Origin of the sequence: Corynebacterium sp. MSK004 (genome assembly GCF_030232515.1) — a bacterium.
GTDB lineage: Bacteria > Actinomycetota > Actinomycetes > Mycobacteriales > Mycobacteriaceae > Corynebacterium > Corynebacterium hesseae.
In genome coordinates this window covers 192322-209073 of the sequence record NZ_JASPKB010000001.1, presented here as the reverse complement: position 1 = coordinate 209073, position 16752 = coordinate 192322, and the positions used below count along the sequence as shown (strand labels likewise).

General features: G+C 59.2%; 14 protein-coding genes. 2 read left to right on the top strand and 12 right to left on the bottom strand.

What is annotated here, in order from left to right; genetic code table 11:
* Nucleotides 1–74 precede the first annotated feature (74 nt).
* Together QP999_RS00965 and QP999_RS00960 are read right to left on the bottom strand one after the other, a co-directional pair.
* Nucleotides 75–1847 carry an ATP-binding protein gene (locus tag QP999_RS00965; protein ID WP_284847401.1) on the bottom strand — a complete coding sequence of 591 codons (1773 nt, stop codon included), beginning with the start codon at nucleotides 1845–1847 and terminating at the stop codon, nucleotides 75–77.
* Between the two features lie 141 nt (nucleotides 1848–1988).
* Entirely contained in the window at nucleotides 1989–2849 is an 861-nt protein-coding gene (locus QP999_RS00960; protein WP_284847400.1) for a sulfurtransferase, read from the bottom strand.
* A gap of 289 nt (nucleotides 2850–3138) precedes the next feature.
* On the opposite strand from QP999_RS00960, the gene QP999_RS00955 reads away from it, so the two are divergent.
* Together QP999_RS00955 and QP999_RS00950 are read left to right on the top strand one after the other, a co-directional pair.
* The gene (locus QP999_RS00955) at nucleotides 3139–4197 is read left to right on the top strand and encodes a Cj0069 family protein (RefSeq protein ID WP_284847399.1); all 1059 of its coding nucleotides are present in this window, start codon (nucleotides 3139–3141) and stop codon (nucleotides 4195–4197) included.
* Nucleotides 4198–4393: 196 nt separating this feature from the next.
* The gene (locus tag QP999_RS00950) at nucleotides 4394–5557 is read left to right on the top strand and encodes a DUF4282 domain-containing protein (RefSeq protein WP_284847398.1); all 1164 of its coding nucleotides are present in this window, start codon (nucleotides 4394–4396) and stop codon (nucleotides 5555–5557) included.
* A gap of 15 nt (nucleotides 5558–5572) precedes the next feature.
* On the opposite strand, the gene QP999_RS00945 is transcribed toward QP999_RS00950, so the two are convergent.
* The 10 genes from QP999_RS00945 to QP999_RS00900 all read right to left on the bottom strand — a co-directional run bounded on the left by QP999_RS00945 (nucleotide 5573) and on the right by QP999_RS00900 (nucleotide 16616).
* Complete coding sequence (locus QP999_RS00945; protein ID WP_284847397.1) at nucleotides 5573–6886, bottom strand: ISL3 family transposase; 1314 nt, start codon at nucleotides 6884–6886, stop codon at nucleotides 5573–5575.
* A gap of 447 nt (nucleotides 6887–7333) precedes the next feature.
* Entirely contained in the window at nucleotides 7334–7750 is a 417-nt protein-coding gene (locus QP999_RS00940; protein WP_284847396.1) for a DUF3151 domain-containing protein, read from the bottom strand.
* Nucleotides 7751–7859: 109 nt separating this feature from the next.
* Nucleotides 7860–8456, bottom strand: a complete 597-nt coding sequence (locus QP999_RS00935; protein ID WP_284847395.1) for a Maf family protein — start codon at nucleotides 8454–8456, stop codon at nucleotides 7860–7862.
* A 4-nt stretch (nucleotides 8457–8460) separates the two neighbouring features.
* Complete coding sequence (locus QP999_RS00930) at nucleotides 8461–8655, bottom strand: acyl-CoA carboxylase subunit epsilon (RefSeq protein ID WP_070644361.1); 195 nt, start codon at nucleotides 8653–8655, stop codon at nucleotides 8461–8463.
* A gap of 10 nt (nucleotides 8656–8665) precedes the next feature.
* Entirely contained in the window at nucleotides 8666–9997 is a 1332-nt protein-coding gene (locus tag QP999_RS00925; RefSeq protein WP_284847394.1) for a carboxyl transferase domain-containing protein, read from the bottom strand.
* Nucleotides 9998–10056: 59 nt separating this feature from the next.
* Nucleotides 10057–11670, bottom strand: a complete 1614-nt coding sequence (locus QP999_RS00920; RefSeq protein WP_070521352.1) for an acyl-CoA carboxylase subunit beta — start codon at nucleotides 11668–11670, stop codon at nucleotides 10057–10059.
* Nucleotides 11671–11806: 136 nt separating this feature from the next.
* On the bottom strand, nucleotides 11807–12661 hold the full coding sequence (locus tag QP999_RS00915) for a PRD domain-containing protein (protein ID WP_284847393.1): 855 nt from the start codon (nucleotides 12659–12661) through the stop codon (nucleotides 11807–11809).
* A gap of 83 nt (nucleotides 12662–12744) precedes the next feature.
* Nucleotides 12745–14184, bottom strand: coding sequence for a 6-phospho-beta-glucosidase (locus tag QP999_RS00910; protein WP_070718424.1), 1440 nt, complete (start codon nucleotides 14182–14184; stop codon nucleotides 12745–12747).
* Nucleotides 14185–16140, bottom strand: a complete 1956-nt coding sequence (locus tag QP999_RS00905; RefSeq protein ID WP_284847392.1) for a beta-glucoside-specific PTS transporter subunit IIABC — start codon at nucleotides 16138–16140, stop codon at nucleotides 14185–14187.
* Between the two features lie 203 nt (nucleotides 16141–16343).
* A complete protein-coding gene (locus QP999_RS00900; RefSeq protein ID WP_201828648.1) occupies nucleotides 16344–16616 on the bottom strand; it encodes a hypothetical protein in 273 nt (90 codons plus the stop codon).
* Nucleotides 16617–16752 lie beyond the last annotated feature (136 nt).

Below are 16752 nucleotides of genomic sequence, written 5' to 3'. Positions count from 1 at the left end.
TTTAACAGTGCTAATCGAGGCAAGGTTTGTCGCAGTTTTGCGCTGTTCTCTGCCGGCAGAGACGCATTAGCGAACTACTTGATCTCCAGAATCGGCTCGCCCTTGTTGATCTGCGTGCCGGTGGATACCTTGAGGTCGGTCACGGTGCCGGACTTGTGGGCCTTGACGGGGTTTTCCATCTTCATGGCCTCGAGGACCACGACGACCTCGCCCTCTTCCACTTGCTGGCCTTCTTCGACGGCGACCTTGATGACGCTGCCCTGCATCGGCGCGGTCACGGTGTCACCGGACACGTTGGCTGCCGCGCCCTTCCCGCGACGCTTCTTCGACTTCTTGCGCTTGTTGCCGCCACCCAAAAGCAAGTTGCCCGGCAGGGCTACCTCGATGCGGCGGCCGCCCACCTCGACGACGAACTTCTGGGCTGCCTCCTGCTCCTCGGCCTCGGGTGCTTCGGCGGGGTCGACGTATGCGGGGAGCTCGTTAACCCACTCTTCCTCAATCCACTTGGTGTAGACCTTGAAGTCGCCGTCTTCGGCAGTGAAAGCAGGATCGGTGAGGATTGCCTGGTGGAAGGGGACAACCGTGGGCAGGCCCTCGATGCGGTACTCGGACAGCGCGCGGCGTGCGCGCGCGATGGCGGTCGCGCGGTCCGGGCCCCAGACGATGAGCTTGGCCAGCATGGAATCGAACTGGCCGCCGATGACGGAACCTTCGCGCACGCCGGAATCCAAACGCACGCCCGGGCCGGAAGGCTCGGAGTAGGAGACGATGGTTCCGGGGGCCGGCATGAAGCCCGCGGCGGCGTCTTCGCCGTTGATGCGGAACTCGATGGCGTGGCCGCGCGGGGCCGGATCCTCGGAGATGGAGAGCTCGCGGCCCTCCGCGATGCGGAACTGCTCGCGCACCAAGTCGAAGCCAGTGGTTTCCTCGGTAACGGGGTGCTCCACCTGGAGGCGCGTGTTGACCTCGAGGAAGGAGATGAGGCCATCGGCGCCGACCAGGTATTCCACGGTGCCGGCGCCGTAGTAGCCGGCCTCGCGGCAGATGCGCTTGGCCGATTCGTGGATGGAAGCGCGCTGCTCATCGGTGAGGAAGGGGGCAGGGGCTTCCTCGACGAGCTTCTGGAAGCGGCGCTGTAGGGAGCAGTCGCGGGTGCCCATGACGACGACGTTTCCGTGCCGGTCGGCGAGGACTTGCGCCTCGACGTGGCGGGCCTTATCCAGGTAGCGCTCAACGAAGCATTCACCGCGGCCGAAGGCGGTGACGGCCTCGCGCGTGGCGGACTCGTAGAGGTCCTTGATCTCCTCGCGGGTGTGCGCGACCTTCATGCCGCGGCCACCGCCGCCGAAAGCGGCCTTGATGGCAACCGGTAGACCGTGCTCGTCGGCGAAGGCTTCGACCTCTTCGGCGCTGGCGACCGGATCCTTGGTACCCGGTGCCATGGGAGCGTCAGCACGCTCGGCAATGTGGCGGGCGGTGACCTTGTCGCCCAAGTCTGCGATGGACTGCGGGGAGGGGCCAATCCAGGTCAGACCGGCGTCGATGACGGCTTGGGCGAAGTCGGCGTTCTCGGAGAGGAAGCCATAGCCGGGGTGGATGGCGTCGGCGCCGGACTTGGAGGCGGCGTCGAGAATCTTGCTGAAGTCGAGGTATGACTCCGCGGAAGTTTGGCCGCCGAGTGCAAAGGCTTCGTCGGCAAGCGTGACGAATGGGGCGTCAGCATCTGGCTCAGCGTAGACCGCTACGGATGCGATGCCGGCGTCGCGAGCCGCGCGAATGACGCGGACCGCAATCTCACCGCGGTTGGCCACGAGGACCTTGGTGATGTTCTTGGTTTCAACTGCCACGGCAGGAACCCTCCTCCATTTTTTCTGATAGGACTGCGTACTATTCTTGCACACCAAAACATGAGGATACCTTCACATCTTGGTTTCGTGTCAAAAAATAAACCCGCATCAGCGTGGATGCGGGGTTAATTTGGTGTGTTCTTAGCGCTCAACGGGCATGCGAACCATGTTGCCCCACTCTGCCCACGAGCCATCGTAAACGCGCGCTGCCTTGAATCCGAGCAGGTACTTGAGCACGAACCAGGTGTGCGCGGCCTGAGCGCCGACGTGAGAGTAGAGCACTGTTTCCGTATCTGGCTCCAGCTCACCATAGCTTACCTTCAGCTCGCTGAGTGCGCGGAAGCAGCCGTTGGGGTAGACCGCGCGATCCCATTCCAAGTTGATGGCCCCGGGGATGTGGCCATGGGTCAACGTGGTGCCGTAGGCGGACTCGCCGGTTCCGTTCTTGAGGGCGGCTTCGCCGCAGAACTCGTCTGGGCTGCGGGTGTCGACCACCGTGGCGGTGGATTCGCGCAGCTCGTCGACGAAGATGCGTGAAGATTCCTCGCGAGAGACCTCGGGATAGGAGGAGGTAGATGGTTCGGGGACCATGAAGGAAGTATCGCGCTCTTCGGACATCCAGGCGTCCCTACCGCCGTCGAGAAGCCTGACGTCTTCGTGACCGTATAGCTCGAAGATCCACAGGGCGAATGCGGCCCACCAGTTGGACTTGTCGCCGTAGAGGACGACGGTATCCTCGCGCTCAATACCCTTGGAGCGAAGGAGCTTGGTGAAGTCTTCCGCGCTGATAATGTCCCTCGTTGTACTGTCGAGCAGCTCCGTCTGGACATTGATGCGGATAGCGGTGGGGATGTGGCCGATATCGTAGAGGAGCGAGTCCTCATCGACCTCGATGACGTGGAGGCCGTTAATGCCCAGTCGCGCGGATAGCCACGGTGCGGACACAAGACGCTCGGGGTGCGCGTATTCCTGGAAAGGGGGATTCGGGTCGAATTCGGCCACGGTCCACCTGCCTTTCTCGTTAAGGGGGAACGTTCGCTTCAACTCTAGCGTGCTCTGTCGAAAAGTGGTCACGGGGGAGGGCCGTTTGTGGTGTTGGATACATTTTTATTCCGTAGGGCGCCAGCTCGCATGTACTGGTTATAACAAGTGTGCAGGTCAGGGGTTAAAAACTGCGCTAAGCTCGACTTTTATCGCATTTTGGCGTCGCTTCTTCAGGTGAGCGAACAGGCCTAACCTGGGTTATTTTAAGAAGTGACACTCATTAACCCCCTAGCGAAAGGGAAGCACTGTGCACAAGGCAATCGTCGTCTTCGAGGTCGAGGGCGGATCCGACAAGCAGATCAATGGACACCGTAAGGACACCATGCCGATCGTCGACTGCATCAAGGATGCAGGCTGGCACGCAGAGGTCGTGTTCTACCGCCCTGAGTGGTCTGAGAAGCTCTTTGAGTATGTATCTGAGAACTTCGATGCCTACATTTCCCGCGTGAATCCGGGCAACATCCCGGGCGGTGAGAAGGGCTACTTCGACTTGCTCACCAAGCTGTCCGACGCCGGCCTGGTCGGCATGTCCACCCCGTACGAGATGATGGCCTACGGTGCTAAGGATGCCCTGGTCAAGCTCAATGACACCGACTTGGTCCCGTCCGATACTGCCGCTTACTACGACGTCGAGTCTTTCCACAACACCTTCCCGGCCTCCCTGTCCTACGGCGAGCGCGTGCTTAAGCAGAACCGCGGCTCCACCGGCTCCGGCATCTGGCGCGTGCGCCTTGCCGACGAGAAGCTGGCCGAGTCTGTCGAGCCGGGCACGGCTCTGCCGCTCGACACCAAGATCAAGTGCACCGAGGCTGTGGACAACCACACCGAGGAGCGCGAGCTGGGCGAGTTCATGGATTTCTGCGATCAGTACATCGTGGGTGACAACGGCATGCTCGTGGACATGCGCTTCATGCCGCGCATTGTCGAGGGTGAGATTCGTATTCTTCTCGTGGGCCCGGACCCGGTCTTCGTGGTGCACAAGAAGCCGGCCGAGGGCGGCGACGCCTTCTCCGCCACCCTGTTCTCCGGTGCTAAGTACACTTACCAGAAGCCGGAGGAGTGGCAGGAACTCGTTGACATGTTCGCTGAGGTCCGTCCGGTCATTGCAGAGAAGCTCGGTGGTGACAACATCCCACTGATCTGGACCGCAGACTTCATGCTGGCAGACGGTGAGAACGGCGAAGACACCTATGTCCTTGGTGAGATTAACTGCTCCTGTGTGGGCTTCACCTCTGAGCTGGACATGGGCATTCAGGAGAAGGTGGCTGCTGAGGCTATCAAGCGCGTGGAGGAGAAGAACGCTTAAGCGTCTATTTTCGCGCTAGCCTTGTCGAGTTTCCCCTGCCGCGGCAGGGGAAACTTTCATTTTCTTGGGGCTTATTCCCCGAGCCGGGCTGCCAGTGAGCGAGATCTCAGGTACGTTCGAAGGGGTAAAAATTGCGCCAGTGTAGTGCTGTAGCGTGCTGCGAAATTCGATGATTCTCCGAAAGGTCTAAGGAATAATGACGAACCCCAACCAGTTTGGTGAGAACGCCGACAACAGCGAAAGCAACGTGGGCGATAACAGCTTTAACGGTTCCCACGGCGAGAACGCTGGGAACGATAACTTCGGTAGCTTTGGCGGCTACGGTAGCTCCCAGTCCGGCAGCGATAATTCTGCTTCTGGGTGGAACAGCCAGGGACAGAACTCCAACTTCGGCTGGGGCGGCCAGTCCGGCTACGGCGACTACTCCGAGAGCTCTGCTGAGACCTCCTCGTTCGGAAGCGCGTCTTCCCAGGACTCGCAGCCGGAGTCGGAAGGTGAGGCCAAGGACAGCACTTTTGACTCCAGCTTTGCTGCATCTGAGTCCGCCTCTGGTTCTGCCAACACGGAGTCAGCTGACCACAAGCCTGACAGCCATGAGACCCGCGCTAACCATGACTCTTTTGGCGCCTCCTACGCTTCCTACAACTCCGATAGCAGTGCTGGTGCCGAGCGCGGTTCTGAGGCGGCGAGCTCGAACCAGAGCTACGGCAACCATGGTTACGGCAACAGCGGCTTTGGCAACGAAGGCTTTGGCGGCACTGCGCAGGCAGAATCCAACCAGAGCCAGGGTTTTGGGCAGCAGTCTGGTGATGGCTTCGGCGCCCAGGCTTCTCACTCCAACTCCACGTCCGGTTTTGGTAACTACCAGCAGCAGAACCAGGGCTTCGGCGCCCAGGAGCAGCAAGGTTTCGGCTCCCAGGGACAGCAGGGCTTCGGGGCGCAGGAGCAGCAGGGTTTTGGTCAGCAAAACTCGCCCTTTGCAGCCTCCCCGCAGAATCAGTACCCGCAGCAGGCAGCGCCGAATGGCGGTTCTTCCAAGGGCACGGGCTTCTTCCAGGCGCTGTTTGACTTCTCCTTCAGCAACTTCGTCACCCTGAAGTTCTCCTCTTTCATCTACATTCTGCTCGTTATCCTGGCAGGTGCAGCATGGGCGGGAATGATCCTCTTCTCCTTCTTTGCTTTCGCTGACAGCTTTCTCATCGGAATCTTGACGTTCCTGGGCGCTGTCATTTTTGGTGGAATTGGGTTCCTCTTCTACGTCATCCAGTTCCGTTTGATCCTGGAGTTCTTCGTAGCGAACATCCGCACCGCGCAGAACACCGGTGATCTTGTTGCCAAAGCAGACGGCGACAAGGCTTAACCGGCCCTTCCGGTTTTAGAGTGCGTTGATTTTGTCCTGTAGTTGTCCGGAGTGGATGAGGCATCGCAAGATGTAGTGGTTGAGGTTTTTGAATCCCAGGGCGATGCCGCGTAGGTGTTCGAGTCTGCCGTTGATTGCCTCAACGGGACCGTTGGATGCGCCGATATCAAAGTAGGCGAGCACATCTTTGCGTCGACGCCACAGGGTGCGCCCCAGTTGGGCGAGCTCTTCTAAGCCTTTTGGTAGTCCTTTACGCAGGGTGTGGATGATGCGTTCCATGAGCTTTCTGCCTTCCGATTTCTTCGGATGCGCGTACGCTGCGATCACGTCTTGGTAGAGCAGCCACGTTACTTCTAGGGCCACGTAGTCGTCATCGGTGGCCCACAGCATTTCTAAGCGTTGCTTTTGCCGCTCGGTGAGATAGTTCGTCCTGGTCAACAGGGTGCGCCGGTGCTTGTACAGCGGGTCATCTTTGCGTCCGCGGCGCCCGGTTGTCTCACGTTGGAGTCTTTGTCGGCAACTGGTGAGCTTGTCGGCTGCCAGATGCACCACATGGAAAGGGTCCATGACTTTATTCGCCTGTGGTAGTTGCTCTTCAACTGCGGTGGCATAACCGGTGAACCCATCCATGGTCACCACCTGTATCTGCTCCCGGAAGCTGGGGTCGCGCTCTTTAAGCCACCCGCTGAGCACGTGGGCGGATCTGCCCGGTCGCATGTCTAACAAACGAGCAGGCCCACGCCCGTCCACCAGCGGGGTGAGGTCAACAAGTATGGTCACCAGGTTTGATGCCTGGCCTGGTTTTCTGGTGTGTTTCCATACGTGTTCATCGACTCCAAGAATGCGAACCCCGTCTAGGTGACATGGATCGCCGTAGACAAGCTGGCGGCAGGCATCCAGCGCGACTTGGTTGACCAGGTCCCAGCCCACACCGAGTGCTTTGGCGGTAGCTGACACACTCATCCGGTCAATAGCAAGGCGCTGCAAGATCCAGCGGGTGACCCGATAAGTGAGTTTGGCGCCGTCATCCGCGCAGGTTAAAGATTCTTGGAAGATCTTTCTCTTACATGAGACGGCTGTGCATAAGAATCTGGGGACTGTTACGTGCAGCCTAGTGGGGAATCCAACGACAGGAAGATCAACGAGTCGACGGGTGGTGTGGTCGCGCAGCTTTCCTGGCTGTCCGCAGTCCGGGCACACGCCGATAACGGCTACTGGCGTGGCCTCAATGATGGTCAACGCTCCGGCATCAGCGGCACCGGTGATGGCAAGTCCGATTTCCGCGGTACGGCAGATAGTGTCGGCGACGAGGTTTCCAGTAGGCTTCACAGTACGGGTCCCTGGTGGGTTTAGATGGTTGTGTAGGAACTTTCATCTTCACACCAGGGACCCCTACATGTTGTGGTGACCCGCTGAACCCGTCGTTTTCTACCTCACCCCGCTACGCACCCCGAAACCGGAAGAGCCGCTTAACCGCATACCAATCCCTGCGCTGCTTTAGGGGCAGACAGACTAATCCCGCGGCCTCAGTATTCGAGGTCCGCGGGATTTTTGTATTTAAAGCGCCGTGCCCGTCTGAGAGGTCCGCTAGCTGCCACGGATGGTTCCAGTCATATGGTTCGGATCAGAAGGTTCATGTGCCCCCAAACAAACCTTCTTCGGGCACCTAGATGGTTCACCTGCCCCCAGCTAAACCTTTTGAGTAGAACCAGTCGACTAGAACCACGTGACGGACCGGGGGGAGGCGGGCCAGCGCGCAACGGCGCTACTGGCTGCTTAGTCCAGCAGCGTGGCGACGGACTCAGGGTCGGCGTCGGAAAGCATTTGGCGGATGCGGTCATACTCCGCGTCCTCACCGATGGCCTTCGCAGCATGGCCCAGTGCGGCAATCGCGCGCAGCACGCCTTGGTTGGGTTCGTGGGAGAGGGGGACTGGGCCCCATCCCTTCCACCCATTGCCGCGCAGGCGGTCTAGGCTGCGGTGGTAGCCGGTGCGCGCATAGGCGTAGGCGGTGATGAAAGCGGTGGGCTCAGCGCCCTTGTGCTTGTCTAGTTCCTGCTCCGCCAGCAGTGCCCACAGCAACGGGGAATCCGGGTGGGCGACAATTCCTGCGGTGAGATCGGAGGTGCTGTCAGCACCCGGATCGGCGGGCAACTTGATGGGCGGGGGAGCGAGCATATCTTTCATTTCCATGCCGCCCCACTCTAGCCATGTGGCGCCACGGCCACCAGAGGGGGCGAACCTGGGAAGGTTCGCCCAAAGATAGAAGAATTAGCCCGCAGCTGGATGGATTCGCCCGAAACTAGGACTGGGCCCAGAAGTCGGAGACGTTGAGCCCAAAGGAGTACAGCGCGCGGCGCAGCACCGGCAGCGAAAGGCCGATGACGGAGGAAGGATCGCCCTCAATGCGGTCGATGAACCAGCCGCCGAGGGCCTCCAAGGTAAAGGCGCCGGCGCATTCCAGCGGCTCGCCGGTGCGGGCGTAGGCCTCGATATCGGCGTCCGTGGCCTGGGCAAAGTACACCGTCGTGCGCGAGGCTTCTACGAAGCGCTTATCGCCCCGCAGCACGCAATGGCCGGTGATGAGCTCCGCGGCGCGCCCGGCCTGCGCGTGCCAGCGCTCCACGGTGGCCTCGGGGGTATGGGGTTTGCCTTGGAGGGAGCCGTCGAGAAGCAGCATGGAATCCCCGCCCACCACGACGTCCTCGGGATAGTCAGGAGCAATAGCCCCTGCCTTAGCAGTAGCCAGCGCACAGACGATCTCGGCGGGCTCAGCACCCGCCAGGCGCTCCTCGATGGCCCGCTCATCCACGTGGGCCGGGGCGATGACGGGTTCCACGCCCGCACCCCGCAGGATGGACAGGCGGGAGGGGGACTGGGAAGCTAGAACCAGGCGCATGCGCTTAGTAGTAGCGGACGTTGCGGAAGGCGGACGGGTTGAACACATCACCCGGCTGGCCCCACAGGTCGCGCTCGGAGCGGATATCGGCGGCCTTGGCGCGCGCCTCAGAGTCGAGCTGGCTGAGCACCGTGGACAGGGCCGCCACCTCAGCGTCGGTGGGGTTGCCGCGCAGAACGGTAAACAGGGAAGCGGTCATAGGGAAACCTCTACAAAACGATATTGCCGTGTTTCTTCGGCAGGGTCGGAATAATCTTGCGATCCAGCAGGCGCAGGCCCTCGATGAGGGAGCCGCGGGTGGCTGCCGGGGTGATGACGGAATCGACAAGACCGCGCTCAGCGGCCTGGTACGGGGTGAGGTAGGCGGCGGCCTCTTCCTCGCTCAGCTCTAGCTCTGCGGCCAGTGCGGGGGCATCGGCCACTGAGATCTCGGCCGTCGGCCACGCATAGGACAGGTCGGCGCCGAGTTCCTTGGAGCCGAAAGCGATGTACCCGGTGCCGTGCGCGCGGCGGACAATCACACTGATCTTGCCCACGCTCGCTGCGGCATAAGCATGCACGAGCTTGGCCAGCGCTGCCTTCTCCACATCCAGCGCCGGGGAGTCGACGAACTCGATAATGGAGGTATTGAAAGCATCGCAGAGGCGGATGAAACGCGCGGCCTTAGCGGCAGCTTCCGCATCGAAGGAGTCGCGGTTGGCGATGATGCCCACGGTGCGGCCCTCCACGCGGCCGAAACCAGTGAAGACACCGCGCACCTGGGCGCCGAGCTCGAAAACATCCTCGCAGGTGGCGGTGACCACGTCGGCGAGATCGACGGCGCCGTCATCTCCCACGAGGGTATCGAGGGCGTGGTCGGCGTCGGTGATGTTCTCCTCCACAGAACCCGCAACGATGGTGGCATCGGTGCGGGGAGCGGCGGCACGGTTATTGGAAGGCAGGTAGGAGAGCACGCGCTTGGCGACGTTCACCTCGTGCTCCCCATCCGCCTGCAGATCACCGTCCGGAGCAATGACGACATCCGACAGCGCGGCCACCAGCGAGGCCTCCTTGGAGTCCGCATAGACCGCCGTGACCTGCGGGATGAGGCCGGAAGCGGTGGTGGCGCGGGCCAGGATGCGGGCCTGCATGGCGGAGGAGACAATGCCCTCCTGGGCGCGGGGCTTATCGCTGGCGACGAGTGCGACGATGGGTACGCCGGTCTTAATGGCCAAGTCATAAAGCTTGGTGACCTTTTCGCCATAGACCTCGCCCATGGTGCCGTCGAAAAGCGAGGCGTCCTGCGCATAGGCGCAGACCTTGCGGCCATCGACAGTGCCGAAGCCGGTGACGACGCCATCGGTGTAAGGACGGATGTGCTCGCGGCCGAACTCGGTGGAGCGGTGGCGAGCGAGCGCGTCGGTCTCCACGAAGGATCCGGCGTCAAAGAGCGCCTCGATGGCGCTGCGGGCCGCAGGAACCTCTCCCTGCGGCGCCCGGGACTCGGTGAGCTTGGCGCTCAGGTCCTCGATCTTGCCAGCGGTCGTCTTCAAGTCAGTCATGGGACACTAGTGTAATACAGTGCGTCTTCTGTACTAATCTGTGCCGATCCGAGTGCGCGCTAAAGTGGGATGTTGCCGTGCTTGCGTGCCGGGCGAGCCACATTCTTGTCCGTGAAGAAGCGCAGATTTTTGGCGATTGCACTGCGGGTTTCAGAGGGGAGAATGACGGCGTCGATAAGCCCGCGCTCCGCTGCCTTATACGGGTTGAGCATGTGGTCTTCATACTCGCGCTCGAAGGACTTGGTCAGCTCAGCTACGTCGAGGCCCTTTTCGTGGGCTGCCTTGATCTCCTTGCGGTAGATAAAACCGACGGCGCCGGCAGCGCCCATGACCGCGATCTGGGCGGTGGGCCAAGCCAGGTTGACGTCCGCTCCCAGTCCCTTGGAGCCCATCACACAGTAAGCGCCGCCGTAGGCCTTGCGCAGGGTGACGGTGATCTTCGGAACGGTGGCTTCGGCGTAGGCGTAGAGCAGCTTGGCGCCGCGGCGCAGGATGCCATCGTGTTCCTGGTCGGCGCCGGGGAGGAAGCCGGGGACGTCGACCAGCATAATGATCGGGATATTAAAGGCATCGCAGGTGCGCACGAAGCGCGCGGCCTTCTCCGAAGAATTGATGTCGAGGCAGCCGGCGAAGACCTGGGGCTGGTTGGCCACGAACCCCACGGTGCGCCCTTCGATGCGGCCGAAGGCGGTGACCACGTTATCGGCGCGGTCGGCTTGGATCTCCAGGAAATCGCCGTCATCGGTGAGAGCCTCGATGATCTCCTTGACGTCATAGGGCTGGTTCGGGGAATCCGGGATGATGCTATCCAGCACGAGGTCGTCGACGGTTTCTTCGCCCAGCTCCTCGTAGGGCTCAACCGGGGTCAGCTGGCGGTTATTGGAGGGCAGGTAGGTCAGTAGGTCGTGTACCCAATCGAGCGCTTCCTCGTCGCTAGAAGCGGTGTAGTGCGAGGTGCCGGACTTATGCATGTGGACGCCGGCGCCGCCGAGTTCTTCCTGGCTGACTTCTTCACCGGTGACGGTCTTGATGACGTCGGGCCCGGTGACGAACATCTTGGACTTCTCATCCACCATCACCACGAAGTCGGTCAGTGCGGGGGAGTAGGCGTTGCCGCCGGCGCAAGCACCCATGATGACGGAGATTTGTGGGACGACGCCGGAGGCCTTGACGTTCTGGTAGAAGGTCTTGGCAATCCAGTCCAGGGACACGGCGCCATCCTGGATGCGGGCGCCGGCGCCCTCGTACAGTCCGATGAGCGGGCGGCCGGTGGTGATGGACAGCTCCATGATCTTGATCATCTTCTCGCCGTAGACTTCGCCGAGGGCGCCGCCGAAGACGGTTCCGTCCTGGGAGAAGATGCAGACCTCGCGGCCGTCGATGGTTCCCCAACCGGTGACGATGCCATCGGTCAGCGGGCGCTTCTTGCCCATCCCGAAGTCCGTGGTGCGGTGCACGGCGAGCATGTCGGTCTCCACGAAGGAGCCTTCATCGAGGAGGTAGTCCAAGCGCTCCCGGGCTGTGAGGCGGCCCTGGGCGTGGACCTTGTCGTGGGCTTTTGCACCCATGGGCTGCGCCGCTGCTTCGCGACGCCTCTTCAGTTCAGCGATCTTGCCTGCGGTGGTGTCGGCGCTCAGGGAGTCAAGCTCCGACAAATGTGAGGAAATAGTCATGTTTCGACAGTGTAGAGAAGTTTTGTATAGGAATGTATAGCGGCGATCGGGTGATTTCTCTCACAATTGACGTTTGTGCAGGTAGATGGGGCGGGAAAAGTGAGGGTTTTCTCGCATACGGCGTGTTGGGTGCATGCTAACCGTCCTTGCCACCTTGCTCAGTTCCAAGGGCGCTGTGCAGGCGAGCAACGTGTAGGGCAATGTAGGCGAGCTCATTGTCATTAATGGCATGACCTTGACCTTCCAATTTGGAACGGACGAGACGAGCAATGCGCACTGCTGCAGCATCATCGTGTTCGATAGCCGCAAGCATGGAGTGCAATGGTGCGTCAGCTTCCCGGCTCGGGGAATGTAAACGTGCGAAGAGATACCGCAGGTGCGTGACGAGCCGTGTGACTGTGGGGGAGCTGGGGCGAAGGTGGCACTGAAGCTCGGAAGAGACCAAGTCGAGAAGAGCAGAGATTTCCTTCGTGGTGTTTTCTGCCTTGGTCATATCCCCATCCACAAACTGGGCGTTGATGAAATGCATCGCTACGGCGGCGGCTTCATCGCGGGCTAGACGGACGCTAGTGGCTTTCTCTACTTGGTCGAGGAGCTTTAATCCCAGCTCAAATTCCTCTGGGTACAAAGTGGATACTTCCCACATCAATGGGTAGCTGAATTCGATTCCGCTTTCTTCGCGTTCGATTGCGAAAGAAATATGATCTGCTAGGCCTAAAACTAAAAGCTGTGTTTCGCTGACCTGAGAGTGCGTGTTTACGAAATTTACAACAAGATTGACTATGTCTAGCGGGAGATCAGAGAGTAGTGCGGTGAGGTTTGCGATGGGGTGAGCGGAGCTTGGGCGGAATACTTGCTCCACAGCATCATCCTGGATTTCATCGCCAAGCTTTCGACCGAAACCAATCCCCTTGCCCAAGCAGATAGCTTGAGTACCTTGTGCGTCGGTACAGAGCACAGCGTTGTTGTTAAGTGCGCGGATGACATCCATAGATTTAGGGTACAGGGCACGGTAACGCAGACTTGAAAGGTGCAGTCGTACGTGACCGTGCCCTGTCTTAGGAGGTGAGATTGTTAGAGCTCAGCTCCGTTGGAAGCTATGACATTTCGGTACCACTCGAAAGAATCCTTCTTTGAGCGGGCCAGAGTGCCATTGCCCTCATTATCGCGATCGACGTGGATCATTCCGTAGCGCTTCTTCATTTCACCGGTGGTGAAGGAAACTAGGTCGATGATTCCCCACGGGGTGTAGCCCAGGAGATCGACGCCGTCTTCGAGGACGGCCTCCTTTACTGCCGCGATGTGATTGCGCAGATAGTCGATTCGGGCCTCGTCGTGAATGGAGCCATCGGCTTCCACGTTATCGACCGCACCGAAGCCGTTTTCCACAATGAAAAGTGGCTTTTGGTAGCGGTTGTAAAGGGAATTGAGGGAGTAGCGCAGCCCTTGTGGATCGATTGGCCAGCCCCAATCAGAGGACTTGATATACGGATTGTCTACTGAATTGGGCAATCCGCCGTTGACCGAGGAACCAGCGTCGGCCACTGCATCGTGTTTAACGGTGTTGGACATGTAGTAGGAGAACCCGAGGTAGTCGACGGTGCCGTTGCGGAGAATCTCGTCGTCGCCTTCTTGGAATCCTGGGTTAATTCCCTCTCGCTCAAATTTCTTCAGAGCATAGGCCGGGTAAGAGCCGCGGATTTGTACATCGGGGAAGAAGTATCGATCGCGGCTAGCAATTTCGGCGGCCATGATGTCTGAGGGATTGCAGCTGTACGGGTACACCGGGACCATGGCAACCATGGCGCCAATCTGTAGGTCGGGATTGATCTCGTGCCCTACTGCTACGGCGCGTGCGGAGGCGAGCAGGCAGTTGTGCGCGGTTTGGTACAGCACCTGCTGGGGGTTTTCACCTTCGGCGATGGTCACGCCCGAGTTGGTCCAAAGGAAAAGCGGGTTATCCACATTCATTTGGTTGTTGATCTCGTTGAAGGTCATCCAGTACTTGACCTTCTTGTGGTAGCGCTCGAAGCATACTCGTGCGAAGCGCTCAAAGAATTCCACGAGCTTGCGGTTACGGAAACCGCCGTATTCACGAGCGAGGTGAAGGGGAATCTCGAAGTGGCTTAATGTGATGACGGGCTCGATACCGTACTTAAGAAGCTCGTCGAAGACCTCGTCATAGAACTTGAGTCCTTCTTCATTGGGCTCAAGCTCATCGCCTTGCGGGAAAATCCTGGACCAGGCAATTGACGTGCGGAAGCATTTGAGTCCCATTTCTGCGAAAAGTTTGATGTCTTCGCGGAAGCGACCGTAGAAATCGATTGCTTCGTGGTTGGGGTAGAACTCGTTGGCTTCGATGGTTTCGGTGACGCGGCGGGGAACTCCGTGGGCACCAGCGGTGAGGACGTCGACGACGGAGGGGCCTTTACCGCCCTTGTTCCAGCCGCCTTCGAATTGGTGTGCAGCAACAGCGCCGCCCCAGAGGAAATCCGGATTGAGTGTCGTGGTCATTTACTTGGCTCCTTCTGCGTGAGTCTGGTTCGAGGACTTGGCTTCAACGGCCATGAGCTCGTTTCCATGAGTGGTACGGGTTGATGGATGGATGATGACATCAGCGAACTTTTTCGTATTCGTGATGATTACTGGCGTAGTGAGGGAATAGCCCGCTTGGGTAATCAATTGAGCATCAAATTCAACCAATAAGTCTCCTTCTTCGACGCGCTGTCCCTTTGTAACGTGACTGGTGAATGGCTTTCCCTTGAGCGCGACCGTGTCTAGGCCGATGTGGACCAGAACTTCAACGCCGTCATCTGAAATGATCCCTACAGCGTGTTTGGATGGAAGGACTGTCGCAACAGTGCCATCGAAGGGCGCGTAAACCTTGTTGTCGGTCGGTTCTACGGCCACGCCCTCGCCCATGGTGCCCTGTGCAAAGACCGGATCGTCCACCTCGTTAAGAGCGAGAACTGTGCCAGTCACAGGGCTTGAGATGTGGAAGACGGTCTCTTTTTGGGAGAGCTGGTTGTGGTATTCAGCGGATGCGGCATCGGAGTCGGGGGAGCTGTCGGTTGCTTCGGCAGGGGCCTCGGCGAGCACATCCGTGAAACCAACAAAGTAGACGCCGATGACGGCTCCGAAGAATGCTACAGCGCAGCCAATAATCTCTCCCATGAGCGAGTTCGTTCCAGGTTCGTAGGCATTCATGATGGTGAGCACGCCAGGTAGTCCTGCATAGACGTATTGCAGGGAACCGAAGAGGGACACCACAATGGCGCCTGCCGCACCCGCGACACAGCCCACAATGAATGGCTTCTTTAGGCGGAGTGTAACGCCATAAATAGCGGGTTCAGTGATGCCGAAGACGCCGGTCAGGGAAGCGGATGCGGCGACCTTCTTCATTTCGGGGCTGCGAGACTTGAGGAAGACTCCGAAGGCCGCTCCAACCTGAGCAATCACCGCAGCGGTCTGGAAGGCCTGGAAGGGGTCTGAGCCATACTGTTCAAAGTTCGCGAGGACCATTGGGGTAACGCCCCAGTGCACACCAAAAATGACGATTACCTGCCAGAAACCACCTACCATGGCTGCGGCGACAGGGGGAGCAACATCGACCAACCAGTTGAAACCGTCTGCAATGAGAATTGCGCCCTGGTTGGATAGAGGGCCAATAATCAGAACAGTGAGTGGCACGGCGATGATGAGGCAGAACAGCGGGGTAAACAGCTGCGTGATGACCTCAGGTAGGTGCTTCCGGAAAAACCTTTCGAGGTAAGACAATCCCCACACGACGAAAAGGGGTGGAAGCACAGTTGAGGTGTATGTGGTCTCGCTCAATCCAAAACCGAAAAGCGAAATGTGTTCGCCCTCGGCCACACGTGAGGCAATGTCGGCCATTTCTGGGGCGACGAGAGCGCCAACGGCGGCGACAGAGATGAATGTGTTGGTCTTGAAGAATTGCGAGGCGGTGATCGCGATGAGGATGGGGAGGAAAGTAAAAGGCGCCCAGCTCATGAGCGAGAAAATCTCGTATGTACCTGTCTCACCAAACTCCGGCCAGGCGGCAGTGATGAGGATGAGCGCACCTTGGATAAGGCCCGCTGCGGCGAGTACGTAAATGAAGGGGGCAAAAACCGCCGACATCATAGCGATGATGCGGTTCATGAGGGTGGGTTTATTGTCCTCGTCATCAATCTGCTGTTCATTAGGATCGATTCCTAGCTGATCAATGGCAGCTTCGTAGACCTCTCCCACGCGGTTGCCGATGACGATTTGGAACTGCCCTCCCTTCTCGACGGTTGTGATGACGCCGGGCAGATTTTCAATCTTGGTGTGGGCGTCTTCGGGAGTGCTCTTCAGGACGAGGCGCAGGCGAGTGGCGCACCGAGCAATTCCTGTGATGTTAGATGGCCCGCCGACCAGAGTGATGATGTCGTGGGCAAGCTTTGGATAATCACGTACCGGGGCGGTCATGATGTCCTCACTTTCGTTCTTAGGCTTTCGAAAAGTCCCAAAACGAAAAAGACTCGCGAGAGCAATGAAGCTGAAGTCCCTTTCGTTAAAGGGGGATTCTGCTTCAGGTTCTTGCCTCTTGCGAGTAACAGGCCTGATAGCCGATATGTGAAACTATAGCCCCTCTTGTGGCAGGGCACAAGAGGGGCTAGTTGTGATGTGGATTAAGCGGCTTTATCTGGAGCGTTGGCTAGCCAGCCGAGGTTGTAAAGGAAGAGTTCAACCTCTGTGAGATCCTCTTCGCTGGGAAAGGAGTTGGTCAGCGCCGCGTAGGACTCTTCGATGTCGGTGCGGGTGGCTGGGACGAGGCCGTGCTTGTGCAGATCTTCGGCGATCTGCGATACCAGCGGCGCCGGGTGCACCGTGTCAAGGTTGATTCCGGTGGCACTCTTGAATTCGTTAGTGATGGCGGAAAGGAATCCGGTCAGGGTATTCATTTGGCTCACCTCTCTATTTCTTGTCGTAATGATGCGGCCGTCCGCATCATGGGGTTAAACCAACTATATAGGTAAAGTTCTCTAAAAGCTAGCTTTCGTTCACGGCGAGTTAACTTTCAGTTAACCTAGCGCGAAA

Bases quoted from the DNA above. Each gene is read 5' to 3' on its own strand.
- QP999_RS00950 (WP_284847398.1), top strand. From the start codon at position 4,394: ATGACGAACCCCAACCAGTTTGGTGAGAACGCCGACAACAGCGAAAGC.
- QP999_RS00940 (WP_284847396.1), bottom strand. From the start codon at position 7,750: ATGGAAATGAAAGATATGCTCGCTCCCCCGCCCATCAAGTTGCCCGCC.
- QP999_RS00935 (WP_284847395.1), bottom strand. From the start codon at position 8,456: ATGCGCCTGGTTCTAGCTTCCCAGTCCCCCTCCCGCCTGTCCATCCTG.
- QP999_RS00930 (WP_070644361.1), bottom strand. From the start codon at position 8,655: ATGACCGCTTCCCTGTTTACCGTTCTGCGCGGCAACCCCACCGACGCT.
- QP999_RS00925 (WP_284847394.1), bottom strand. From the start codon at position 9,997: ATGACTGACTTGAAGACGACCGCTGGCAAGATCGAGGACCTGAGCGCC.
- QP999_RS00920 (WP_070521352.1), bottom strand. From the start codon at position 11,670: ATGACTATTTCCTCACATTTGTCGGAGCTTGACTCCCTGAGCGCCGAC.
- QP999_RS00915 (WP_284847393.1), bottom strand. From the start codon at position 12,661: ATGGATGTCATCCGCGCACTTAACAACAACGCTGTGCTCTGTACCGAC.
- QP999_RS00910 (WP_070718424.1), bottom strand. From the start codon at position 14,184: ATGACCACGACACTCAATCCGGATTTCCTCTGGGGCGGCGCTGTTGCT.
- QP999_RS00905 (WP_284847392.1), bottom strand. From the start codon at position 16,140: ATGACCGCCCCGGTACGTGATTATCCAAAGCTTGCCCACGACATCATC.
- QP999_RS00900 (WP_201828648.1), bottom strand. From the start codon at position 16,616: ATGAATACCCTGACCGGATTCCTTTCCGCCATCACTAACGAATTCAAG.